This is a genomic window from Actinomadura sp. J1-007, assembly GCF_009793335.1.
Taxonomy (GTDB): domain Bacteria; phylum Actinomycetota; class Actinomycetes; order Streptosporangiales; family Streptosporangiaceae; genus Spirillospora; species Spirillospora yumaensis.
Genome location: NZ_WING01000001.1, coordinates 4,136,766 through 4,156,629 on the forward strand (window position 1 = coordinate 4,136,766; position 19,864 = coordinate 4,156,629).

29 protein-coding genes and 5 pseudogenes are annotated in these 19,864 nt (G+C 69.8%); 31 read left to right on the forward strand and 3 right to left on the reverse strand.

What is annotated here, in order from left to right; all coding sequences use genetic code 11:
- Window positions 1-3 precede the first annotated feature (3 nt).
- From rplW to GEV43_RS50510, 22 genes and pseudogenes are all read left to right on the forward strand, one after another.
- Window positions 4-303: a 50S ribosomal protein L23 gene (rplW, locus tag GEV43_RS18840; protein ID WP_160821822.1), complete on the forward strand. Its 300-nt coding sequence runs from the start codon at window positions 4-6 to the stop codon at window positions 301-303.
- Window positions 304-343: 40 nt separating this feature from the next.
- Window positions 344-1,177 (forward strand): 50S ribosomal protein L2, encoded by an 834-nt coding sequence (gene rplB, locus GEV43_RS18845; protein WP_160821823.1) that lies wholly within the window; start codon window positions 344-346, stop codon window positions 1,175-1,177.
- A 12-nt stretch (window positions 1,178-1,189) separates the two neighbouring features.
- Window positions 1,190-1,471, forward strand: coding sequence for a 30S ribosomal protein S19 (gene rpsS, locus GEV43_RS18850; protein ID WP_067807019.1), 282 nt, complete (start codon window positions 1,190-1,192; stop codon window positions 1,469-1,471).
- A gap of 35 nt (window positions 1,472-1,506) precedes the next feature.
- Window positions 1,507-1,886 (forward strand): annotated as a pseudogene (gene rplV, locus GEV43_RS18855) (50S ribosomal protein L22).
- Window positions 1,886-2,770 (forward strand): 30S ribosomal protein S3, encoded by an 885-nt coding sequence (gene rpsC / locus GEV43_RS18860; protein WP_160821824.1) that lies wholly within the window; start codon window positions 1,886-1,888, stop codon window positions 2,768-2,770. The pseudogene rplV and the gene rpsC overlap by 1 nt, the downstream one beginning before the upstream one ends.
- Before the next feature lie 7 nt (window positions 2,771-2,777).
- Window positions 2,778-3,197, forward strand: a complete 420-nt coding sequence (gene rplP, locus GEV43_RS18865) for a 50S ribosomal protein L16 (protein WP_160821825.1) — start codon at window positions 2,778-2,780, stop codon at window positions 3,195-3,197.
- Window positions 3,197-3,454 (forward strand): 50S ribosomal protein L29, encoded by a 258-nt coding sequence (gene rpmC / locus GEV43_RS18870; protein WP_160821826.1) that lies wholly within the window; start codon window positions 3,197-3,199, stop codon window positions 3,452-3,454. The genes rplP and rpmC overlap by 1 nt, the downstream gene beginning before the upstream one ends.
- Window positions 3,447-3,719, forward strand: a complete 273-nt coding sequence (gene rpsQ / locus GEV43_RS18875; protein WP_160821827.1) for a 30S ribosomal protein S17 — start codon at window positions 3,447-3,449, stop codon at window positions 3,717-3,719. Before rpmC ends, rpsQ begins: the two co-directional genes overlap by 8 nt.
- 65 nt (window positions 3,720-3,784) lie before the next feature.
- Complete coding sequence (rplN, locus tag GEV43_RS18880) at window positions 3,785-4,153, forward strand: 50S ribosomal protein L14 (protein ID WP_021596728.1); 369 nt, start codon at window positions 3,785-3,787, stop codon at window positions 4,151-4,153.
- Complete coding sequence (gene rplX, locus GEV43_RS18885) at window positions 4,153-4,461, forward strand: 50S ribosomal protein L24 (protein ID WP_160821828.1); 309 nt, start codon at window positions 4,153-4,155, stop codon at window positions 4,459-4,461. The genes rplN and rplX overlap by 1 nt, the downstream gene beginning before the upstream one ends.
- Window positions 4,462-4,466: 5 nt before the next feature.
- Window positions 4,467-5,053 (forward strand): annotated as a pseudogene (rplE, locus tag GEV43_RS18890) (50S ribosomal protein L5).
- Window positions 5,054-5,057: 4 nt separating this feature from the next.
- A complete protein-coding gene (locus GEV43_RS18895) occupies window positions 5,058-5,243 on the forward strand; it encodes a type Z 30S ribosomal protein S14 (protein ID WP_160821829.1) in 186 nt (61 codons plus the stop codon).
- Between the two features lie 121 nt (window positions 5,244-5,364).
- Window positions 5,365-5,763 carry a 30S ribosomal protein S8 gene (gene rpsH / locus GEV43_RS18900; RefSeq protein ID WP_160821830.1) on the forward strand — a complete coding sequence of 133 codons (399 nt, stop codon included), beginning with the start codon at window positions 5,365-5,367 and terminating at the stop codon, window positions 5,761-5,763.
- A gap of 16 nt (window positions 5,764-5,779) precedes the next feature.
- Window positions 5,780-6,316 carry a 50S ribosomal protein L6 gene (gene rplF / locus GEV43_RS18905; protein ID WP_160821831.1) on the forward strand — a complete coding sequence of 179 codons (537 nt, stop codon included), beginning with the start codon at window positions 5,780-5,782 and terminating at the stop codon, window positions 6,314-6,316.
- A gap of 2 nt (window positions 6,317-6,318) precedes the next feature.
- A pseudogene (gene rplR, locus GEV43_RS18910) lies at window positions 6,319-6,690 on the forward strand (50S ribosomal protein L18); the annotation flags it as partial.
- A gap of 45 nt (window positions 6,691-6,735) precedes the next feature.
- Window positions 6,736-7,359 (forward strand): 30S ribosomal protein S5, encoded by a 624-nt coding sequence (gene rpsE / locus GEV43_RS18915; protein ID WP_160824619.1) that lies wholly within the window; start codon window positions 6,736-6,738, stop codon window positions 7,357-7,359.
- Window positions 7,356-7,538 (forward strand): 50S ribosomal protein L30, encoded by a 183-nt coding sequence (gene rpmD / locus GEV43_RS18920; RefSeq protein WP_160821832.1) that lies wholly within the window; start codon window positions 7,356-7,358, stop codon window positions 7,536-7,538. Before rpsE ends, rpmD begins: the two co-directional genes overlap by 4 nt.
- 2 nt (window positions 7,539-7,540) lie before the next feature.
- On the forward strand, window positions 7,541-8,017 hold the full coding sequence (gene rplO, locus GEV43_RS18925) for a 50S ribosomal protein L15 (protein WP_160821833.1): 477 nt from the start codon (window positions 7,541-7,543) through the stop codon (window positions 8,015-8,017).
- 203 nt (window positions 8,018-8,220) lie between these two features.
- Window positions 8,221-9,516, forward strand: coding sequence for a preprotein translocase subunit SecY (gene secY, locus GEV43_RS18930; protein WP_160824620.1), 1,296 nt, complete (start codon window positions 8,221-8,223; stop codon window positions 9,514-9,516).
- Entirely contained in the window at window positions 9,516-10,166 is a 651-nt protein-coding gene (locus GEV43_RS18935; protein WP_160821834.1) for an adenylate kinase, read from the forward strand. The genes secY and GEV43_RS18935 overlap by 1 nt, the downstream gene beginning before the upstream one ends.
- 106 nt (window positions 10,167-10,272) lie before the next feature.
- Window positions 10,273-11,082, forward strand: coding sequence for a type I methionyl aminopeptidase (map, locus tag GEV43_RS18940; RefSeq protein ID WP_160821835.1), 810 nt, complete (start codon window positions 10,273-10,275; stop codon window positions 11,080-11,082).
- Between the two features lie 52 nt (window positions 11,083-11,134).
- Window positions 11,135-11,233: pseudogene (locus GEV43_RS50510) on the forward strand (DUF1707 domain-containing protein); the annotation flags it as partial.
- Window positions 11,234-11,241: 8 nt separating this feature from the next.
- Here the strand turns inward: GEV43_RS50510 and GEV43_RS50515 are convergent.
- Together GEV43_RS50515 and GEV43_RS18950 are read right to left on the reverse strand one after the other, a co-directional pair.
- Window positions 11,242-11,439, reverse strand: a complete 198-nt coding sequence (locus GEV43_RS50515; RefSeq protein ID WP_241682952.1) for a hypothetical protein — start codon at window positions 11,437-11,439, stop codon at window positions 11,242-11,244.
- 187 nt (window positions 11,440-11,626) lie between these two features.
- A complete protein-coding gene (locus GEV43_RS18950) occupies window positions 11,627-12,448 on the reverse strand; it encodes a phosphodiesterase (RefSeq protein WP_160821836.1) in 822 nt (273 codons plus the stop codon).
- Window positions 12,449-12,923: 475 nt separating this feature from the next.
- On the opposite strand from GEV43_RS18950, the gene GEV43_RS18955 reads away from it, so the two are divergent.
- Complete coding sequence (locus GEV43_RS18955; protein WP_160821837.1) at window positions 12,924-13,526, forward strand: sortase domain-bontaining protein; 603 nt, start codon at window positions 12,924-12,926, stop codon at window positions 13,524-13,526.
- A 97-nt stretch (window positions 13,527-13,623) separates the two neighbouring features.
- On the opposite strand, the gene GEV43_RS18960 is transcribed toward GEV43_RS18955, so the two are convergent.
- Window positions 13,624-14,181 (reverse strand): hypothetical protein, encoded by a 558-nt coding sequence (locus GEV43_RS18960; protein ID WP_160821838.1) that lies wholly within the window; start codon window positions 14,179-14,181, stop codon window positions 13,624-13,626.
- Between the two features lie 265 nt (window positions 14,182-14,446).
- On the opposite strand from GEV43_RS18960, the gene infA reads away from it, so the two are divergent.
- From infA to truA, 8 genes and pseudogenes are all read left to right on the forward strand, one after another.
- A complete protein-coding gene (gene infA / locus GEV43_RS18965) occupies window positions 14,447-14,668 on the forward strand; it encodes a translation initiation factor IF-1 (protein WP_018657567.1) in 222 nt (73 codons plus the stop codon).
- A 66-nt stretch (window positions 14,669-14,734) separates the two neighbouring features.
- A complete protein-coding gene (gene rpmJ / locus GEV43_RS18970; protein ID WP_021596712.1) occupies window positions 14,735-14,848 on the forward strand; it encodes a 50S ribosomal protein L36 in 114 nt (37 codons plus the stop codon).
- Window positions 14,849-15,194: 346 nt separating this feature from the next.
- Window positions 15,195-15,575 (forward strand): 30S ribosomal protein S13, encoded by a 381-nt coding sequence (gene rpsM / locus GEV43_RS18975; protein WP_160821839.1) that lies wholly within the window; start codon window positions 15,195-15,197, stop codon window positions 15,573-15,575.
- Between the two features lie 56 nt (window positions 15,576-15,631).
- The gene (rpsK, locus tag GEV43_RS18980) at window positions 15,632-16,033 is read left to right on the forward strand and encodes a 30S ribosomal protein S11 (RefSeq protein WP_021596710.1); all 402 of its coding nucleotides are present in this window, start codon (window positions 15,632-15,634) and stop codon (window positions 16,031-16,033) included.
- Between the two features lie 20 nt (window positions 16,034-16,053).
- Window positions 16,054-16,680, forward strand: a complete 627-nt coding sequence (rpsD, locus tag GEV43_RS18985; protein ID WP_160821840.1) for a 30S ribosomal protein S4 — start codon at window positions 16,054-16,056, stop codon at window positions 16,678-16,680.
- Window positions 16,681-16,856: 176 nt separating this feature from the next.
- Window positions 16,857-17,870 carry a DNA-directed RNA polymerase subunit alpha gene (locus tag GEV43_RS18990; RefSeq protein WP_131758573.1) on the forward strand — a complete coding sequence of 338 codons (1,014 nt, stop codon included), beginning with the start codon at window positions 16,857-16,859 and terminating at the stop codon, window positions 17,868-17,870.
- 240 nt (window positions 17,871-18,110) lie between these two features.
- The gene (gene rplQ, locus GEV43_RS18995) at window positions 18,111-18,632 is read left to right on the forward strand and encodes a 50S ribosomal protein L17 (protein WP_160821841.1); all 522 of its coding nucleotides are present in this window, start codon (window positions 18,111-18,113) and stop codon (window positions 18,630-18,632) included.
- Window positions 18,633-18,849: 217 nt separating this feature from the next.
- Window positions 18,850-19,674 (forward strand): annotated as a pseudogene (gene truA, locus GEV43_RS19000) (tRNA pseudouridine(38-40) synthase TruA); the annotation flags it as partial.
- Between the last annotated feature and the right edge of the window lie 190 nt (window positions 19,675-19,864).

The following is a 19,864-nucleotide window of genomic DNA, read 5'->3' on the forward strand; positions in this document are numbered from 1 at the left end:
CACATGAACAAGATCGCTGACCCCCGCGACGTCATCATCGCGCCGGTCGTGTCGGAGAAGAGCTACGGCCTGCTGGACGAGAACAAGTACACGTTCGTCGTTCGCCCGGACGCCAACAAGACGCAGATCAAGCAGGCCGTCGAGGCCGTGTTCGGCGTCAAGGTGACGAGCGTCAACACGCTCAACCGGCAGGGCAAGCGCAAGCGCACGCGGTTCGGCTACGGCAAGCGCAAGGACGTCAAGCGCGCCATCGTCAGCCTGGCCGAGGGCGAGCGGATCGACATCTTCGGCGGCCCGGCGTAACAGCCGAGGTCCCGAAGCAGACAAGGGATGAACGAATAAGATGGGCATCCGTAAGTACAAGCCGACGACCCCGGGTCGTCGCGGCTCCAGCGTGGCCGACTTCGTCGAGGTCACCCGCCGCGAGCCCGAGAAGTCGCTGCTGCGTCCGCTCCCCAAGAAGGGCGGCCGCAACAACCACGGCCGCATCACCACCCGGCACCAGGGCGGTGGCCACAAGCGCGCGTACCGCGTGATCGACTTCCGCCGCCACGACAAGGACGGCGTGCCGGCCAAGGTCGCGCACATCGAGTACGACCCCAACCGCACCGCGCGGATCGCGCTGCTGCACTACGCCGACGGCGAGAAGCGCTACATCCTCGCCCCGCAGGGCCTGCGGCAGAACGACCGGGTCGAGAACGGGCCGGGCTCGGACATCAAGCCGGGCAACTGCCTGCCGCTGCGCAACATCCCGACGGGTACGGTCATCCACGCCATCGAGCTGCGGCCCGGCGGCGGCGCCAAGATCGCCCGTTCCGCGGGCGCCGGCGTCCAGCTCCTCGCCAAGGAGGGCAAGTACGCCACGCTGCGCATGCCCTCCGGCGAGATGCGCATGGTGGACGTCCGCTGCCGCGCCACGGTGGGCGAGGTCGGCAACGCCGAGCAGTCCAACATCAACTGGGGCAAGGCCGGCCGGATGCGGTGGAAGGGCAAGCGCCCGACCGTCCGCGGTGTCGCCATGAACCCGATCGACCACCCGCACGGTGGTGGTGAGGGCAAGACCTCCGGTGGCCGCCACCCGGTGAACCCGAACGGTAAGAAGGAAGGCCGCACTCGCCAGGCGAACAAGTCGAGCGACCGGCTGATCGTCCGTCGTCGCAGCAAGAAGAAGCGGTAGGAGTCGTCCGACATGCCACGTAGCCTTAAGAAGGGCCCCTTCGTGGACGACCACCTCATGAAGAAGGTGGACGTCCAGAACGAGAAGGGCACCAAGAACGTCATCAAGACGTGGTCCCGGCGCTCCATGATCGTGCCGGACATGATCGGCCACACGATCGCCGTGCACGACGGCCGCAAGCACGTGCCGGTGTTCATCACCGACGCCATGGTGGGGCACAAGCTCGGCGAGTTCGCGCCGACGCGGACGTTCCGCAGCCACGTCAAGGAAGACCGCCGCAGCCGTCGCGGCTGAGCAGGCAGCTAGAACGTAGGAGAGAGGGAACAGCGATGGAAGCCAGGGCCCAGGCGCGGTTCATCCGCGTCACGCCCAGGAAGGCCCGCCGCGTGGTGGACCTCATCCGCGGCCTGCCTGCCGCGGAGGCTCAGGCGGCGCTGCGGTTCGCCCCCAGGCTGCGAGTGGGCCTGTGGGCAAGGTGCTGGCGAGTGCCATCGCCAACGCCGAGCACAACTTCAAGCTCGACTCGGACACGCTCGTCGTGAGCCGCGCGTGGGTGGACGAGGGCCCGACCCTCAAGCGTTTCCGCCCCCGCGCCCAGGGCCGGGCTTACCGCATCAACAAGCGCACGAGCCACATCACCGTGGTCGTGGAGTCGCGGGACGGGGCCTCGGCCTCGCCCGGCGGTAAGAAGACGAGGAGGGCCCGGTAGTGGGTCAGAAGATCAACCCGCACGGGTTCCGGCTCGGCATCACCACCGACCACAAGTCCGTGTGGTTCGCCGACAAGCTCTACAAGGACTACGTCAAGGAAGACGTCCAGATCCGGCGCATGCTCCAGAAGGGCATGGACCGGGCGGGCATCTCCAAGGTGGAGATCGAGCGGACCCGTGACCGTGTCGAGGTCAACATCCACACCGCCCGGCCGGGCATCGTCATCGGCCGCCGCGGCGCGGAGGCCGAGCGCCTCCGGGGCGACCTGGAGAAGCTGACCGGCAAGCAGGTGCGGCTCAACATCCTCGAGGTCAAGAACCCCGAGATCGACGCGCAGCTCGTCGCGCAGGGCGTGGCCGAGCAGCTGTCGAGCCGCGTCGCGTTCCGCCGCGCCATGCGCAAGGCGATCCAGTCGGCGATGAAGTCCGGCGCCAAGGGCATCAAGGTCCAGTGCTCCGGCCGCCTCGGCGGCGCGGAGATGTCGCGGTCGGAGTTCTACCGCGAGGGCCAGGTCCCGCTGCACACGCTGCGCGCCGACATCGACTACGGGTTCTACGAGGCCCGTACGACGTTCGGCCGCATCGGCGTGAAGGTGTGGATCTACAAGGGCGAGGCCGCGGCGACGCGCGCCGAGCGCGAGGCCAAGGCCGCGCAGCAGCGCGCCCAGGGCGGCGGTGGCGGCGGCGAGCGCCGCGGCGGCGGTCGCGGCGGCGAGCGTCGCGGTGGCGGCGGCCGTGGTGGCCGCGGCGGTCGCGGCGGCGCCGGCGGCCCCGGTGCCGGTGGCGGCGAGCGCGGTGGCGCGCCGAAGCAGCAGCAGAGTTCAGAGCAGCAGGCCGCGCCGGCCGAGTCGGCGACTCCGGCTGCGAGTGGTGAGGGGAGCTGAATAACCCATGCTGATCCCTCGTAAGGTCAAGCACCGCAAGCAGCACCACCCGAAGCGCCGGGGCATGGCCAAGGGCGGCACGCGGGTGACGTTCGGCGAGTACGGCATCCAGGCCGTCGAGGCCGCGTACGTGACCAACCGGCAGATCGAGGCCGCGCGTATCGCCATGACCCGCCACATCAAGCGCGGCGGCAAGGTGTGGATCAACATCTTCCCGGACCGTCCGCTGACCAAGAAGCCCGCCGAGACCCGCATGGGCTCCGGCAAGGGCTCGGTCGAGTGGTGGGTGGCCAACATCAAGCCGGGCCGCGTGATGTTCGAGATCTCCTACCCGAACGAGCAGGTCGCTCGGGAGGCGCTCACCCGCGCGATCCACAAGCTGCCGATGAAGTGCAAGATCGTGAAGCGAGAGGTGGGTGAGTCCTGATGGCCAAGGGTCTTACCGCCGACGACCTGCGGACCGAGCCCGAGGACGTCCTGGTCACCAAGCTCCGGGAGGCCAAGGAGGAGCTGTTCAACCTCCGCTTCCAGGCCGCGACCGGCCAGCTTGAGAGCCACGGGCGGCTGCGCACCGTCAAGCGCGAGATCGCCCGCATCTACACCGTGATGCGGGAGCGGGAGCTCGGCATCGTCACGGTCACCGAGGACGAAGAGGTTGCGTCCGTGGAGGACAACGATGACTGAGCAGCAGACCGAGCAGCGGAGCAGCCGCAAGGTCCTTGAGGGCCTGGTGGTCAGCGACAAGATGGACAAGACCGTGGTCGTGTCCGTCGAGGACCGCGTGACCCACCGCCGGTACCACAAGGTGATCCGCCGCACGAAGAACTACAAGGCGCACGACGAGGCCAACGAGTGTGGCGTCGGCGACCGCGTCCGCCTCATGGAGACCCGCCCGCTGTCGGCCAGCAAGCGCTGGCGCGTGGTGGAGATCCTTGAGAAGGCCAAGTAATTACTGGTTCCGCCAGGCTCAGCCGAGGGATCGGCTGAGAACCGGTGTGACGAACAGGAGTTGACGTGATCCAGCAGGAGTCGCGACTCAAGGTCGCCGACAACACGGGTGCGAAGGAGATCCTTTGCATCCGGGTTCTCGGCGGCTCGGGTCGGCGCTACGCGGGAGTCGGCGACATCATCGTCGCGACGGTGAAGGACGCCCTTCCCGGCGCGGGCGTGAAGAAGGGTGACGTCGTCAAGGCGGTCGTCGTGCGCACCCGCAAGGAGCGCCGGCGCCCGGACGGCTCCTACATCCGTTTCGACGAGAACGCCGCCGTCCTGATCAAGGACGGCGGTGACCCCCGCGGCACCCGTATCTTCGGCCCGGTGGGTCGTGAACTGCGCGAGAAGAAGTTCATGCGCATCATCTCGCTCGCGCCGGAGGTGCTGTGATGAAGATCAAGAAGGGCGACGAGGTCGTCGTCATCGCCGGCAAGGACAAGGGCGCGACGGGCAAGGTCCTGCGCGTCGACCCGCGCGCCGAGCGCGTCGTCGTCGAGGGCGTCAACCTGATCACCAAGAACATCAAGGCCGACCAGCAGCGCGCCGGCAAGGAGAGCGGCCGGGTGACGGTCGAGGCTCCGCTGCACGTCAGCAATGTCGCCATCGCCGAGGACGGCAAGCCGGTCCGGATCGGCTACCGCGTCAACGAGGACGGCACCAAGGTCCGGATCTCGCGCCGCAGCGGTAAGGAGATCTGAGACCCATGACCGAGACCGTCACCGAGACCGCGACCGAGCGCCCCGTTCCGGCGCCGCGGCTGAAGCTGCGCTACCGCGAGGAGATCGCGGGCAAGATGCGCGAGCAGTTCGGCTACGCGAACGTGATGCAGATCCCCGGGCTGACCAAGATCGTGGTCAACATGGGGTCGGCGACGCGGCCAAGGACGCCAAGCTGATCGAGGGCGCGATCCGCGACCTGTCGGCGATCACCGGCCAGAAGCCGGCCGTGAACCGGGCCCGCAAGTCCATCGCGCAGTTCAAGCTGCGCGAGGGCATGCCGATCGGCGCGCACGCCACGCTGCGCGGCGACCGGATGTGGGAGTTCCTGGACCGGCTGCTGTCGACCGCGCTGCCGCGCATCCGCGACTTCCGCGGCCTGTCGCCGAAGCAGTTCGACGGCAACGGCAACTACACGTTCGGGCTGACCGAGCAGGTCATGTTCCACGAGGTCGACCCCGACAAGATCGACCGCACCCGGGGCATGGACATCACGGTCGTCACGACCGCCAAGACCGACGACGAGGGCCGGGCGCTCCTGAAGCTCCTGGGCTTCCCGTTCAAGGAGAGCTGAGCGAATGGCGAAGAAGGCACTGATCGCCAAGGCGGCTCGGAAGCCCAAGTTCGGCGTGCGCAGCTACACTCGTTGCTCGCGCTGCGGGCGTCCGCGCTCCGTCTACCGGAAGTTCGGCCTGTGCCGCGTCTGCTTCCGCGAGATGGCGCACAAGGGCGAGCTGCCCGGCATCACGAAGTCGAGCTGGTGAGTCCCCGCCCCTCCGGGGGCGGGCGTTCCAGCCGGTAATAACCACCGGGCATCTGACGAAGGTGCCCACGACCGCGCCAAAGGTCCGTACGGAAACCGTGGCGAGGGAGGGCCTGTAGGCCATGACGATGACCGACCCGATCGCAGACATGCTGACGCGTCTGCGGAACGCGAATTCGGCGTACCACGACTCGGTGGGCATGCCGTACTCGAAGATCAAGGCGCACATCGCCGAGATCCTCCAGCAGGAGGGCTACATCTCGGGGTGGAGCGTGGAGGACGCCGAGGTCGGCAAGAAGCTCGTGATCGAGCTCAAGTTCGGCCCGACCCGCGAGCGTTCGATCGCGGGCATCAAGCGCGTCTCGAAGCCGGGTCTTCGGGTGTACGCGAAGAAGGACAACCTGCCGAGGGTGCTGGGCGGACTGGGCGTCGCGATCATCTCGACGTCCTCCGGCCTGATGACGGACCGGCAGGCGGGCAAGCGCGGCGTGGGCGGGGAAGTCCTCGCCTACGTCTGGTGAGGGGAGGGCTCTAACAATGTCTCGTATCGGACGTCTCCCCATCGCCGTGCCCGGCGGTGTCGACATCCAGGTCGAAGGCCGGGAGGTCACCGTCAAGGGGCCGAAGGGCACGCTGTCGCACACGGTGTCGGACCCGATCGAGGTCCGGCTGGAGGACGGCCAGGTCACCGTGACCCGGCCGAACGACATCAACACCGTGCGCGCTCTGCACGGCCTGACCCGGTCGCTGATCAACAACATGGTCGTCGGCGTCACCGAGGGCTACAAGAAGACCCTGGTCATCCAGGGCGTCGGCTACCGCGTGGTCGCCAAGGGCAAGAACCTGGAGTTCTCCCTCGGCTACAGCCACTCGATCACGGTCGAGCCGCCGGAGGGCATCACCTTCACGGTGGAGCGGCCGACCCAGCTCGTCGTCGAGGGCATCGACAAGCAGAAGGTCGGCGAGGTCGCCGCCAACATCCGCAAGCTGCGCAAGCCCGACCCGTACAAGGGCAAGGGCGTGCGCTACGAAGGCGAGCAGATCCGCCGCAAGGTCGGAAAGGCTGGTAAGTAGTCATGGCAGGCACGAAGACCCTGGCCGCGAAGGCCACGTCGGCGCGGGCCAAGTCCCGCAAGCGCCGGCACCTGCGGGTCCGGAAGAAGGTCGTCGGCAGCGCCGTCCGTCCTCGCCTGGTCGTGACCCGTTCCAGCCGGCACATGTTCGTCCAGGTCATCGACGACAGCAAGGGCCACACGCTGGCCTACGCCTCGACGATGGAGGCCGACCTGCGCGCCGACGCGGGCGACAAGACGGCCAAGTCCCGCAAGGTGGGCGAGCTCGTCGCCCAGCGGGCCAAGCAGGCCGGCGTGTCCGCCGTGGTCTTCGACCGCGGCGGCAACAAGTACCACGGGCGCATCGCCGCGGTCGCGGACGGCGCGCGCGAGGGGGCCTGGAGCTGTGATGGCCCTTTCGACCAACGAGAAGAGGAACCACTGATGGCAGCGCAGAGGCGTGGTGGCGGTCAGGGTGGCGACCGTCGCGACGGCCGCCGCGACGACCGCCGCGGTGGCGCCGACAAGGGCCAGTCGTACATCGAGAAGGTCGTGGCGATCAACCGCGTCGCCAAGGTCGTCAAGGGCGGTCGTCGCTTCAGCTTCACCGCCCTGGTGATCGTCGGTGACGGCAACGGCACCGTCGGCGTCGGCTACGGCAAGGCCAAGGAGGTGCCCGCGGCGATCGCCAAGGGCGTCGAAGAGGCCAAGAAGCACTTCTTCAAGGTGCCGCGGATCCAGGGCACCATCCCGCACCTGGTGCAGGCGCGCGACGCGGCGGGCGAGGTCCTGCTGCGCCCGGCCAGCCCCGGTACCGGCGTCATCGCCGGCGGTCCGGTGCGCGCCGTGCTGGAGTGCGCCGGCATCCACGACGTGCTGAGCAAGTCGCTGGGCAGCGACAACGCGATCAACATCGTGCACGCGACGATCGCGGGGCTCAAGGCGCTCAAGCGTCCGGAGGAGATCGCGGCCAAGCGCGGCCTGCCGATCGAGGACGTCGCGCCGGCCGCCATGCTGCGCGCCCGCGCCGCCGGCAGCGAGCCCCGGCAGGAGGTCGCGTCATGACCCAGCTCAGGATCACGCAGCGCAAGTCCGTGATCAGCGAGAAGCAGAACCAGCGTGACACGCTGCGCACCCTCGGCCTGAAGAAGATCAGGCAGAGCGTCGTCCGCGAGGACACCCCGCAGGTGCGCGGCATGATCCGGACGGTGGCGCACCTGGTCACCGTCGAGGAGGTCGACTGACGATGGCTGACCTTTCCAAGGCCGACGCCACCGAGGGCACGCCGCTCCGGGTGCACGACCTGCGTCCGGCCCCCGGCGCCAACCGCAGCAAGATCCGCAAGGGTCGCGGCGAGGCGTCCAAGGGCAAGACCGCCGGTCGCGGCACCAAGGGCACCAAGGCCCGCAGCACCGTCCCGGTCGGTTTCGAGGGCGGGCAGATGCCGCTCATCCGGCGGGTCCCGAAGCTCAAGGGCTTCAAGAACCCCAACCGGGTCGAGTTCCAGGTGGTCAACCTGGACAAGCTCGCGGAGCTGTACCCCGAGGGCGGCGAGGTCACCGCGGAGGACCTGGCGGCGAAGGGCGCGGTGCGCCGGAACCGTCCGGTCAAGGTCCTCGGCTCCGGCGACATCTCCGTCGCGGTCCAGGTGAAGGCGCACGCCTTCTCCGGATCCGCCAAGGAGAAGATCGTCGCCGCCGGCGGAACCGCGGACGAGTTGTAAAGAAGGACACATTTGATGCCGGGGCCGTGTTCGCCTTGTGCCAAAGGCCGAAAAGGCCGCGCGCACGGCGGGGCGGCCCCGGTCTCATCTGCTGTTAGAGTCTCACCGGCGGCGGTGGCTCGGCTGAGCCCCCGGCACGCCGATCATGGACCTGGACCCGGCCCCTCGGCGGCCAAGGATGACCCTGTCGCGCAGGAGGAATGGTGCTGACCGCGTTCGCTCGGGCTTTCCGTACGCCTGACCTGCGTAAAAAGCTGTTGTTCACGCTGTTCATCATCTTGGTGTTCAGGATCGGGCAGAACCTGCCCACCCCCAACGTGAACGTGGAAGTGCTGCGGGAGACCGCCGACGCGGCCAAGAAGAGCAACCAGCTCTACGGCCTGGTCGACCTGTTCAGCGGCGGCGCGCTGCTGAAGCTGTCGGTCTTCGCGCTCGGCATCATGCCGTACATCACCGCGAGCATCATCCTGCAACTGCTGACGGTGGTGATCCCGAGGCTGGAGGCCCTCAAGAAGGAGGGCCAGGCCGGCACCACCAAGATCACTCAGTACACACGGTATCTCACCGTGGGACTGGCGATCCTGCAGGGGACCGGCGTCGTGGCGATGGCGAGCAGCGGGCAGCTCTTCCAGGGGGTGTCCGGCGGCGGGGACGTGCTGCACGAGAAGGGCGTCTTCCCCATCATCACGATGGTGATCGTCATGGTGGCGGGCACCTCGGTGATCATGTGGCTGGGCGAGCTGATCACCGACCGCGGCGTCGGCAACGGCATGTCGATCCTGATCTTCACCCAGGTGGTCGCGGTGTTCCCCGGCCAGTTCTGGAGCATCTACAAGTCCAAGGGCGGCTTCGTCTTCACCCTGGTGCTGATCGTCGGCCTGGCGATCATGGCGGGCGTCGTGTTCGTCGAGCAGGCGCAGCGCCGCATCCCGGTGCAGTACGCCAAGCGGATGGTCGGGCGCCGGATGTACGGCGGCACCTCGACCTACATCCCGCTGAAGGTCAACCAGGCGGGCATCATCCCGGTGATCTTCGCCTCATCGCTGCTGTACCTGCCGGTGCTGGCGACGCAGCTGTGGCCCAACACCAAGTGGCTCCAGAAGATCCAGCCCTACCTCCAGCAGAGCAACGCCTGGCACATGGCGATCTTCTTCGTGTTCATCATCTTCTTCACCTACTTCTACGTGGCGATCACGTTCAACCCCACTGAAGTAGCCGACAACATGAAGAAGTATGGTGGGTTCATCCCAGGTATCCGTCCTGGTCGGCCGACCGCCGAGTACCTCGACTACGTGCTGACCCGGATCACCACTCCCGGTGCCCTGTACCTGGGGCTCGTCGCCCTGATCCCGATGGTGGCGTTCGCACTCCTGAACGCCAGCCAGGACTTCCCGTTCGGTGGCACGAGCATCCTCATCGTCGTCGGCGTCGGACTGGATACCGTGAAGCAGATCGAGAGTCAGCTACAGCAGCGCAACTACGAGGGCTTCCTCCGGTAGTGCGTATCGTCCTGGTGGGCCCCCCGGGTGCGGGCAAGGGGACGCAGGCCCAGTTCATCGCATCGCATCTGTCCATCCCGAAGATCTCGACAGGTGACATCTTCCGCGCCAACGTCAGCGGCGGCACCGAGCTCGGCCGGCAGGCCAAGGAGTTCATGGACCGCGGCGACCTCGTCCCCGACGAGGTCACGATCGCGATGGTGCGGGACCGGCTCGGCGAGGACGACGCCCGCGACGGCTTCCTGCTCGACGGGTTCCCGCGCAACGTCCCGCAGGCCGAGACGCTGAAGAAGATCCTCGCCGAGTGGGACACCCGGCTCGACATCGTCCTGGAGCTCGTCGTCGACGAGGACGAGGTCGTCCGCCGGCTGTCGGGCCGCCGCACCTGCGACAAGTGCGGGCGGATCTGGCACGTCGACTTCGACGACAAGCAGGACGACATCTGCGACGACTGCGGCGGCCACCTGTTCCAGCGCGACGACGACAAGGAAGAGGTCGTCATGCACCGGCTGGAGGTCTACCGGCACGACACGGCACCTCTCGTGCAGTTCTATGCTGATGAGGGCATTCTGGTCGGCATCGACGCGACCGGCCCGGTCGAAGAGGTCACCAAGCGCGCCCTCGCCGCGCTCCGCCCGCTGGAGAAGTGACGGAGCGGCGCCGGGCGCGCCGCCCGGGGCTCCGCACCGCCGCGGCGCCCCGGAGGGCCCCGTCGGGCCGGACCCGAGGAGACGGCGGCCCGGTTCAGGGGGAGAGATGTTCAAACGGCGCAGGCCCGCGATCCAGATGAAGACCGCGGAGCAGATCGAGCTGATGCGCAAGGCCGGCCTGCTGGTCGGCGAGACGCTCCAGTTGCTCCGCGAGGCCGTGAAGCCGGGTATCACGACCCTCGATCTCGACACGCTCGCCGAGGCGAACATCCGCGACAACGGCGGCGTCCCCTCGTTCAAGGGCTACCACGGCTTCACCGGCACGATCTGCGCCTCGATCAACGAGGAGATCGTGCACGGCATCCCGCGCGCGACCAAGGTGCTGCGCGACGGCGACGTGATCTCGATCGACTGCGGCGCGATCGTCGAGGGCTGGCACGGCGACTCGGCGATCACCGTCCCGGTCGGCGAGATCTCCGCGGAGCTCCGGACCCTGCTGGACGTCACCGAGACGTCCCTGTGGCACGGTCTGCGGGCCGGAGTGGCCGGGGCCCACCTCACCGACATGTCGCACGCGATCGAGGCGTACATCCGCTCTCAGGGCCCGTACGGCATCGTCGAGGGGTACGGCGGGCACGGCATCGGCACCGAGATGCACATGGACCCGCTGATCCCCAACCACGGCGCCGCCGGGTTCGGGCCCGTCCTGGAGCCCGGGATGTGCTTCGCGGTCGAGCCGATGGTCAACCTCGGCACCAAGGAGACCGTCGAGCTGGAGGACGGCTGGACGGTCATCACGGCCGACGGCCGTTCGTCGGCGCACTTCGAGCACACGTTCGCGGTGACCGAGGACGGTCCGCGGGTGCTGACGGCCCTTGACGAGGGCCGGGAGTGGTTCGCGAAGCTGGGGGCGTGACCCCCTGAGGGGCCCGACGAGAGAGGGGACCGGTATGGCGCCGAACCCGGACATGCGGGCCTCGGACGCCGACCGCGACCGGGTCGCGGCCAGCCTGCGCGAGCACTGCGCCGAGGGCCGGATCACGACCGACGAACTCCAGGAGCGCATCGAGGTCGTCTACGCGTCCAAGACGCTCGGGGAGCTCCAGGAGGTCACGTCCGACCTGCCGGAGGAGGACCTGCACCAGCTCCCGTTCCCGGCGTCGCAGAAGGGCACCGCGAGCGTGCCCGCGCGCCGTCCGCGCGGGGACGCGGCCCACTGGCGCGGCGGAGCGGCGGCCCAGTGGTCGGCGTGGGCGGCCGTCAGCGGGATCAACTTCGGGATCTGGATGATCCTCGCCCTGGCCGGCAACCTGGTCTACCCGTGGTGGGTGTGGATCGCGGGCCCGTGGGGCTGGCCCTGGTCATCGGCATGGTCCGCGGCCCGCGCCGCTGACGGCGCCCGTTCGTACGGGTCGTTCGTGCGGGCCGTTCGTCCGGCGTCTGCGGCTGCTCCGCGGCGGTCACTCGACGTCCATGAGGGGCCGGTAGTTGCCGGTGGGGACGAAGTGGGTGGTCGCCGAGCCGTCGTCGGAGACGAGGTGGACGGCGAACCCGGCGGGCTCCCCGGTGACCGCGGCGCGCCCCGGCTGCGTGAGGTCGAGGAAGAGCTGCCGGTAGGTGCTCGGGCAGGTCGTGCTGACCGTTCCGGCGAGCGACCCGACCGACCCGCGGTGCACGCTCCCGCTGATGATCCGGACGACCTGCGGGTGCCGGGCGATCACCTCGGCGAACGCGGCCGGGTCGGCGAAGCCCATGTCGTCGATGAACCGGATCCCGATCGGGTAGGGCGGGTGGTGCGTCGCCACGACCGTCGGCCTGGCGGGCTCCTCGGCGAGCGTCCGGTCGAGCCAGTCGAGCCGTTCGGCGTCCATGCGGCCGTACTGCTCGTCGGGGACCGTGGTGTCGCAGCAGACGAGCCGCGCGCCGGCCACGTCGGCCGCGTACTGCACGGGCGCCTGCGGGGCGGCGCCGTCGCCGGAGGCCGCGACGGCGGGGTGGTCGGCGAACGCGGCGCGCAGCGCGTCGCGGTCGTCGTGGGTGCCCGGCATCGGGTAGACGGCCATCGGCAGGGGGGACAGCAGCGCGTGCAGCCGCGCGTACTCGGCGGGTCGGCCCCCGTCGGCGAGGTCGCCGGTGAGGACGACGGCGTCCGGCCGCGCCGGGAGCGACAGCAGGCTCGACACCGCCGCGCGCAGGGCGCGCACCGGGCCCGAACCGTCGTCCACCTCGCCGTCCCGCCCCGCCGCCAGGTGGATGTCGCTGAGCTGCGCGATGATCGCCATTGATCCTCCCCCTCCGGTAAGCACATCACGGACACCGCGGCCGGTCGCACCCCGGTTCCGGCGGGCACGGCGCGGGGACGCCGGGCCCGGTGCTGGAACGATCTTTGCGTCCGGTTGACCGGACTGTCGACCCGCCCCGGGGAGAAGAAGATCACGTGCTCCGTTCCGTCACCGGAGCCCGCCGGGGAGGCGATGACCCGCACGACGACCGCGGACGCGGCGCTGTACCGCGCCGCGCCGCCCGCCGCGACGACCGTCCGGCGCGCCGCGGGAGCGCGGCGCCGGCCGGTGCCCGAGGTCCCCGTTTCCCCTGGCAATCCTAGGGTCGGGACGGGGGCCCTCCGGCCCGGGGCCGCGAGACGTACGGGCCGTTCCGGCCGCCGTCGGGCTCTACGGGCCTCCGCGGGCGGTGCCGTGGCGCTCGTCCCGGCCGCCGCCGGCGTCGTTCTCGCCCGGTGGCGCGGATCGGGGCGCGATGGCTGACCCGTGCCGCCGCCGTTCCGGGCGGTGCGCCTACACGCGCGGACGGCCGCCGCGTCCCGCCGAGCCCGCGCGCGCGACCGGGCCGGTCCCGCTGCCGGGGCTGCTCGGCTGGTCGCTGCCCACCGCCGTGGTGATCCCCGCGATCAAGGTGAACGCCGCCGTCGCGCACGTCCGCGACGGCGCGGACGGCCCCGCGCCCGCTCCGGCGGGGGAGGGCGTGGCGGGCTGGCGCGTGCCGGGGCCCGCCCCCGGCGAGCCCGGCGTGGCCGTGCTCGTCGGCAACCGGCACGACCCGGCGGGCCCGCCCTCGGGCCCCGGGGTGTTCGCCCGCCTGGCCGAGCTGCGCGTCGGCGCGGTCGTCGGAGTCGTACGGGCGGACGGCACGGTGGCGGTGTTCCGGGTGGCCTCGGCCAGGCAGGTGCCGAAGGCCGCGTTCACCGCCGCGCGCTCGCCCGCCGAGGGGGAGCGGCCGGAGCTGCGGCTGATCACGTGCGCGGGCCGCTACGACGAGGCGCGCGGTGCGTACGCGGACGATCTGATCGTCTACGCGACGTTCGCCGCCGCCTACACCCTCGCCGACCTGGTGGGGGCGTGAACGGTGACGAAAATCCTGCTGCTTTCCGGCGTGTCGCGCCGTGGCGGACGGCGCGCGGCCGCGGCGCGCGGGGTCACGCGTCCGGGGCCCGTGGCCTTCAAGCGACGTGCGGGATCACCGCGGAGAGGGCCGAGGTGATCTCCTCGGGCGCGGGCGCCACGTCCGGGACGACGTCCCTGAGGGCCAGCCAGCCGTTGATGGCCTGGGCCGTCGGACGGGCCTCGACGAGCTGGGGGTCCTCCAGGCCGTACCAGGCGGCGACCTTGGACCAGCGCCACAGCCGGTGCCCCGCGGTGGACATCTCCGAGGCGGGGAAGCCGCCGGGCCCGCGCGCGCCGGTGATCGACAGGCGGACCGAGTCGACCGAGCGCCCGACGCGTTCGGCGATGTCGCGGATGGTCAGCAGCGGGTCGGCCTCCACGCGCAGCACGTGCAGCCCGGGGGCGCTCGTCTCGACGTGCGCGACCACTTCCATGATCGCGGCGGCGAGGGTGCCGCCCTGCCACGAGCAGGACGCGTTGCCGGGGCGCTCGGCGTGCTGCGGCTCGCTGATGATCGAGACCGTGACGGCCCCGTGCGTGCGGTCGAACAGCGGGTCCAGCTCGTCCTCGTAGAGGGGACGGCTGAGGATCAGCGCGAAGTCATAGCTCGGCATGCTGATCCTCCCTGGACGTCCTTCCTCCTGGAAAGGTACAACGCGGAGCCGAGGTATGCTTGTGTCGGGAGCAGTCTCCGGAGCCGGATCGTGCGACAATTTCGCATTCGGCGGCCCGGTGACGTAGACTCCTATGTCGGTCCGCTGTTGACCGCCCCTTCTCTGTTCCGGCGCTTTCGGCGCTGTCGCACGGGTGCGGTCGGTCCCCCGTTTCCCGGGGCTCCGGGCCGCAGTCCAATGAGCCGATCAGCGAAGCGCGGAGGACATGCCCAAGAAAGAAGGGGCCATCGAGATCGAGGGCACCGTCATCGAGTCCCTCCCGAACGCCATGTTCCGGGTGGAGCTCGACAACGGGCACAAGGTGCTCGCCCACATCAGCGGCAAGATGCGGATGCACTACATCCGAATCCTGCCGGACGACCGCGTCGTTGTGGAGTTGAGCCCCTACGACCTCACGCGCGGTCGGATCGTCTACCGCTACAAGTAACACCCACTGGGGTTGCCTTCCCCGCGTGTGGCGGCGCGGGGGTGACCCTGTCCCTTAGGAGACCCAGTGAAGGTCAAGCCGAGCGTCAAGAAGATCTGCAACAAGTGCCGCGTCATCCGCCGGCACGGCCGGGTCATGGTCATCTGCTCCGACCCGCGCCACAAGCAGCGCCAGGGCTGACCGGCGCGCCGGGCGCGCGCCCGGCGGTACCGGAGGGCCCGCGAGAGCGGGCCGCCCGGCAACGCGCAGTCTGACAACTCGAAGCGCATCGCAAGTCTTCACATACGGGCCGTACGACTTCCTGGCCGGAGGCACGGCCGCTCCCCTCGGGGAACGGCGCCGCTTCCACCCTCGCGGCGGTTTTCGCGTGAGGGACCCCCGGTCCTCCGGGGGCCTTGATCAGGTCGTACGGCACCGGCATGTGGAGGGACCCTCGGACCGTCGGAGGCCGGGGCCGCCACCCGGGCAGGGTGTGTGCGGGCGCGATGTGTCCATACCTCCGCGCAATGAAGGGAACTGCCCAAAGATGGCACGCCTCCTCGGCGTCGACCTCCCGCGCGAAAAGCGCCTTGAGGTCGCTCTCACCTACATCTTCGGCATCGGAAGGACGCGCGCGCTGGAGACCCTCGCGGGCACCGGCGTGAGCGGGGACCTGCGGGTCCACCAGATGGGCGACGACGAACTGGTCAAGCTCCGCGACTGGATCGAGGCGAACTACAAGATCGAGGGCGACCTGCGCCGCGAGGTGCAGGCCGACATTCGCCGCAAGATCGAGATCGGCTGCTACCAGGGTGTCCGGCACCGCCGCGGGCTGCCCGTGCACGGCCAGCGCACCCAGACCAACGCGCGCACCCGCAAGGGCAAGAAGAAGACCGTGGCCGGCAAGAAGAAGGCCGGCAAGAAGTAGTCCGTCCGGACCTCTCGGTCCGTCCGGATCGATGACCTCAGGAGTAGAGAGAGCAGATGCCTCCCAAGAGCCGTGTCGGCGCCAAGAAGGTGCGCCGCAAGGAGAAGAAGAACGTCGCTCACGGGCACGCCCACATCAAGAGCACGTTCAACAACACGATCGTTTCGATCACCGACCCCAACGGGAACGTGATCTCCTGGGCCTCCTCCGGCCACGTGGGCTTCAAGGGCTCCCGCAAGTCGACCCCGTTCGCCGCGCAGCAGGCCGCCGAGGCCGCCGCCCGGCGCGCGATGGAGCACGGCATGCGCAAGGTCGACGTCTTCGTGAAGGGCCCGGGCTCGGGCCGCGAGACCGCGATCCGGTCGCTCCAGGCGACCGGCCTCGAGGTCGGCTCGATCCAGGACGTCACGCCCGTTCCGCACAATGGCTGCCGCCCGCCCAAGCGTCGCCGGGTCTGAGGCAGGGGAGAACTAGAACAATGGCTCGTTACACCGGCGCGGACTGCAAGCTTTGCCGCCGCGAGAAGATGAAGCTGTTCCTCAAGGGCAGCAAGTGCGAGGGCCCGAAGTGCCCGATCGAGATCCGCCCCTACCCGCCGGGTGAGCACGGCCGCGGTCGCCCCAAGGAGACCGAGTACCTGCTTCAGCTCCGTGAGAAGCAGAAGGCCAAGCGCATCTACGGCGTGCTGGAGCGGCAGTTCAGCAACTACTACGTCGAGGCCAACCGGCAGGGCGGCAAGACGGGTGAGAACCTGCTCACCCTGCTGGAGCGCCGCCTCGACAACGTGGTCTACCGCGCGGGCTTCGCCAAGTCGCGCGACATGGCCCGCCAGCTGATCCGCCACGGGCACATCCGGGTCAACGGCAAGAAGGTCGACATCCCGTCGGCCCTGGTCGGCGAGGCCGACATCGTGGACGTCAAGTCCAAGTCGCTGGAGATGACGCCGTTCCAGGTCGCCAAGGCCGAGGCCGGCGACCGGCCCGTCCCGGCGTGGCTGGGCGTCGACTCCGAGAAGATGCGGATCCTCGTCCACTCGCTGCCCGTCCGGCAGCAGATCGACGCTCCCGTCCAGGAGCAGCTGATCGTCGAGCTCTACTCCAAGTAGGGGCTCACCGGCCGCCGCGGCGACGCCTCGCCGCGCCGCCGCGGCGGCCACCCTCGCCGGGGTCCGCCCCGTTCCGACGGCCCGTCCGTCCGAGCGGGGTGGATTCCCGGCGGAACAGGGCAGAATAGAGAACGCGGTAGTCAAATAGCGGGCACCGCGGAAAGAAGGCATCAACCATGCTCATCGCTCAGCGTCCGACTCTCACCGAAGAGCAGGTCGACGAGTACCGGTCCCGGTTCACCATCGAGCCGCTGGAGCCGGGCTTCGGCTACACGATCGGCAACTCGCTGCGTCGTACCCTGCTCTCCTCGATCCCCGGCGCCGCCGTCACCAGCATCCGCATCGAGGGCGTCCTGCACGAGTTCTCCACCGTGCCGGGCGTGAAGGAGGATGTCACCGACATCATCCTCAACCTCAAGGAGCTCGTCGTCTCGTCCGAGCACGACGAGCCCGTGGTGATGTACCTGCGCAAGCAGGGCCCCGGAGAGGTCACGGCGGCCGACATCGCGCCGCCCGCGGGCGTGGAGGTCCACAACCCGGACCTGCACATCGCGACGCTCAACAACAAGGCCAAGCTGGAGATGGAGCTGACGGTCGAGCGCGGCCGCGGCTACGTCTCGGCCGCGCAGAACAAGCAGCCGGGCCAGGAGATCGGCCGGATCCCGATCGACTCGATCTACTCGCCCGTCCTCAAGGTCACCTACAAGGTCGAGGCGACCCGAGTCGAGCAGCGCACCGACTTCGACCGCCTCATCCTGGACGTGGAGACCAAGCAGGCGATGCTGCCGCGCGACGCGGTCGCGTCCGCCGGCAAGACCCTCGTCGAGCTGTTCGGCCTCGCCCGGGAGCTCAACGTCGAGGCCGAGGGCATCGACATGGGCCCGTCCCCCACGGACGCCGCGCTCGCCGCGGACCTGGCCCTGCCGATCGAGGAGCTCAACCTCACGGTCCGCTCCTACAACTGCCTCAAGCGCGAGGGCATCCACTCTGTGGGCGAGCTGGTCGCCCGCAGCGAGCAGGACCTTCTGGATATAAGGAATTTCGGCGCCAAGTCGATCGAAGAGGTCAAGCAGAAGCTCAACGACATGGGCCTCTCGCTGAAGGACTCCCCGCCCGGGTTCGACCCGAGCGCGGCGGCCGACAACTACGGCGACGACGACGCGGGCTACGCCGAGACCGAGCAGTATTGATCGAAGTCCCGGCCCAGGGCACTCGCCTGGCGGCTCGTACCCTGACCGGGACTTTGCGAGTGCTGCATCGCTTCGCGATCTGTCCGGGGAGGCTCGCCTCCCCGGACGGTTAACGCACTCGCGTGACCGCGGGCCCTTTGACCGGGGGCTCAGAACGTCCCGTCCGGTGGTGGCGATGGTTCGCCGCCGGACATCGGCTGACGTCGGTACCTGATACGGCCGGCGCAGGAAGGAACGACCATGCCCCAGCCCACCAAGGGCGCCCGCCTCGGCGGGAGCGCCGCGCACCAGCGCCTGATCCTGGCCAACCTGGCGACGGCGCTGTTCGAGCACGGCCGCATCACCACCACCGAGGCCAAGGCCCGGCGGGTGCGTCCGCTGGCGGAGAAGCTGATCACCAAGGCCAAGAAGGGCGACCTGCACAACCGTCGCCAGGTGGCCAGGGTGATCCGGGACAAGGGCGTCGTGCACGAGCTCTTCACCGAGATCGCGCCGCGCTTCGAGACCCGTCCCGGCGGCTACACCCGCATCACCAAGATCGGGCCGCGCAAGGGCGACAACGCCCCGATGGCCGTGATCGAGCTGGTGCAGGAGCAGATGTCGGCCTCCACCGGCGCGGCTCCGGCCGCCGCCCCGGCGCGGGAGGAGGCCCCGACGGCCGCCGACACCGCCGAGGACACCCCGGCCGAGGCCAAGGCCGACGCCGCGGAGGACACCGCGGCCGAGGGCGCGGAGCAGGACGAGAAGGCGGACGGCAAGTAGGGGTCACGCGTCCCCTGCGAGCGTTTGCTCGATTTTCGTGAGGGCCCGCCGTTCCGCTACGGGACGGCGGGCCTGATCTTTGCCAGACTTGACCCCATGGTCACGGCAGGGGGGCGACGGTTCGCGGGGGGACGTGTCGAGGGTGTGCCCGACGGACGGCGGTGCGCACGGGCAGGACGTTGGGCAGGCGATTTTGGACAGGGACACTCCGGCTGACATGACCGCACTCGTACGGCTCCGGCTTGAGATCGGCTACGACGGGTCGGACTTCGCGGGCTGGGCCCGCCAGCCCGGCCAGCGCACCGTCCAGGGCGTCATCGAGGACGCGCTCGCCAAGCTGCTGCGGCTGGACCCGGGGCCGGTGCTCACCGTCGCGGGCCGTACCGACGCGGGCGTGCACGCCAGCCGCCAGGTCGCCCACGTCGTCCTGCCGGTCGCCGCGTACTCCCAGGTCAACGGGACCATGCCGCGCCGCCTCGCCGGGATGCTCCCCGCCGACGTGCGGGTGTGGTCGGTGACGGTCGCGCCCGAGGGCTTCGACGCCCGCTTCTCCGCGCTGTCGCGCCGCTACGAGTACCGGGTGTGCGACAACCCGGTCGGCGTCGCGCCGCTGCGGCGCCGCGACGTCCTCTGGCACCCGCGGCCCCTCAACCTCGACCGGATGAACGAGGCCGCCGTGCTGCTCACCGGCGAGCACGACTTCGCCGCGTACTGCCGCAAGCGCGAGGGCGCGACGACGATCCGGGAGCTCCAGCGGTACGAGTGGCACCGGGAGGAGCGGCACATCGCGGTCGCGACCGTCGAGGCCGACGCGTTCTGCCACTCCATGGTCCGCGCGCTCGTCGGCGCGCTGCTGATGGTCGGCGACGGCCGCCGCGACGTCGAGTGGCCCGCGCAGGTGCTCGCCGCCCGTGTCCGCGACTCCGGGGTGAACGTGGCGCCCGCGCACGGCCTGTCGCTGGAGGAGATCCGCTACCCGGACGACGAGGGCCTCGCCCTGCGGGCACAGCAGACGCGCCGCGTCCGCACCCTGAACGCCGCCCACGGCACCGCGGGCGCAGAGGCGAGGGACGACGCCGACGGCGCGGAGGGCTCTGAGGGGACCGACCGTGTCGAGGGCGGGGGAGAGAGCGGGACGGGCGGCGACGGTGCCCCTGAGAAGGGCAGCACCGCACTGTCTGCGTACAGCGTTGCTTGGCGTCCCGCCGAAGGTCCCCGTGTCAACGGGTCGG

What these genes read in the sequence shown, in the direction of transcription:
- rpsQ (WP_160821827.1), top strand. Translation starts at nt 3,447, where the DNA reads ATGACTGAGCAGCAGACCGAGCAGCGGAGCAGCCGCAAGGTCCTTGAG.
- GEV43_RS18990 (WP_131758573.1), top strand. Translation starts at nt 16,857, where the DNA reads ATGCTCATCGCTCAGCGTCCGACTCTCACCGAAGAGCAGGTCGACGAG.
- rpsM (WP_160821839.1), top strand. Translation starts at nt 15,195, where the DNA reads ATGGCACGCCTCCTCGGCGTCGACCTCCCGCGCGAAAAGCGCCTTGAG.
- rplO (WP_160821833.1), top strand. Translation starts at nt 7,541, where the DNA reads ATGGCTGACCTTTCCAAGGCCGACGCCACCGAGGGCACGCCGCTCCGG.
- infA (WP_018657567.1), top strand. Translation starts at nt 14,447, where the DNA reads ATGCCCAAGAAAGAAGGGGCCATCGAGATCGAGGGCACCGTCATCGAG.
- GEV43_RS18895 (WP_160821829.1), top strand. Translation starts at nt 5,058, where the DNA reads ATGGCGAAGAAGGCACTGATCGCCAAGGCGGCTCGGAAGCCCAAGTTC.
- GEV43_RS18950 (WP_160821836.1), bottom strand. Translation starts at nt 12,448, where the DNA reads ATGGCGATCATCGCGCAGCTCAGCGACATCCACCTGGCGGCGGGGCGG.
- rpsD (WP_160821840.1), top strand. Translation starts at nt 16,054, where the DNA reads ATGGCTCGTTACACCGGCGCGGACTGCAAGCTTTGCCGCCGCGAGAAG.
- rpmC (WP_160821826.1), top strand. Translation starts at nt 3,197, where the DNA reads ATGGCCAAGGGTCTTACCGCCGACGACCTGCGGACCGAGCCCGAGGAC.
- GEV43_RS18960 (WP_160821838.1), bottom strand. Translation starts at nt 14,181, where the DNA reads ATGCCGAGCTATGACTTCGCGCTGATCCTCAGCCGTCCCCTCTACGAG.
- rplP (WP_160821825.1), top strand. Translation starts at nt 2,778, where the DNA reads ATGCTGATCCCTCGTAAGGTCAAGCACCGCAAGCAGCACCACCCGAAG.
- GEV43_RS18955 (WP_160821837.1), top strand. Translation starts at nt 12,924, where the DNA reads ATGGCTGACCCGTGCCGCCGCCGTTCCGGGCGGTGCGCCTACACGCGC.
- rplB (WP_160821823.1), top strand. Translation starts at nt 344, where the DNA reads ATGGGCATCCGTAAGTACAAGCCGACGACCCCGGGTCGTCGCGGCTCC.
- rplW (WP_160821822.1), top strand. Translation starts at nt 4, where the DNA reads ATGAACAAGATCGCTGACCCCCGCGACGTCATCATCGCGCCGGTCGTG.
- rpsK (WP_021596710.1), top strand. Translation starts at nt 15,632, where the DNA reads ATGCCTCCCAAGAGCCGTGTCGGCGCCAAGAAGGTGCGCCGCAAGGAG.
- rplX (WP_160821828.1), top strand. Translation starts at nt 4,153, where the DNA reads ATGAAGATCAAGAAGGGCGACGAGGTCGTCGTCATCGCCGGCAAGGAC.
- rpsH (WP_160821830.1), top strand. Translation starts at nt 5,365, where the DNA reads ATGACGATGACCGACCCGATCGCAGACATGCTGACGCGTCTGCGGAAC.
- rplQ (WP_160821841.1), top strand. Translation starts at nt 18,111, where the DNA reads ATGCCCCAGCCCACCAAGGGCGCCCGCCTCGGCGGGAGCGCCGCGCAC.
- map (WP_160821835.1), top strand. Translation starts at nt 10,273, where the DNA reads ATGTTCAAACGGCGCAGGCCCGCGATCCAGATGAAGACCGCGGAGCAG.
- rpmD (WP_160821832.1), top strand. Translation starts at nt 7,356, where the DNA reads ATGACCCAGCTCAGGATCACGCAGCGCAAGTCCGTGATCAGCGAGAAG.
- rplF (WP_160821831.1), top strand. Translation starts at nt 5,780, where the DNA reads ATGTCTCGTATCGGACGTCTCCCCATCGCCGTGCCCGGCGGTGTCGAC.
- rpsS (WP_067807019.1), top strand. Translation starts at nt 1,190, where the DNA reads ATGCCACGTAGCCTTAAGAAGGGCCCCTTCGTGGACGACCACCTCATG.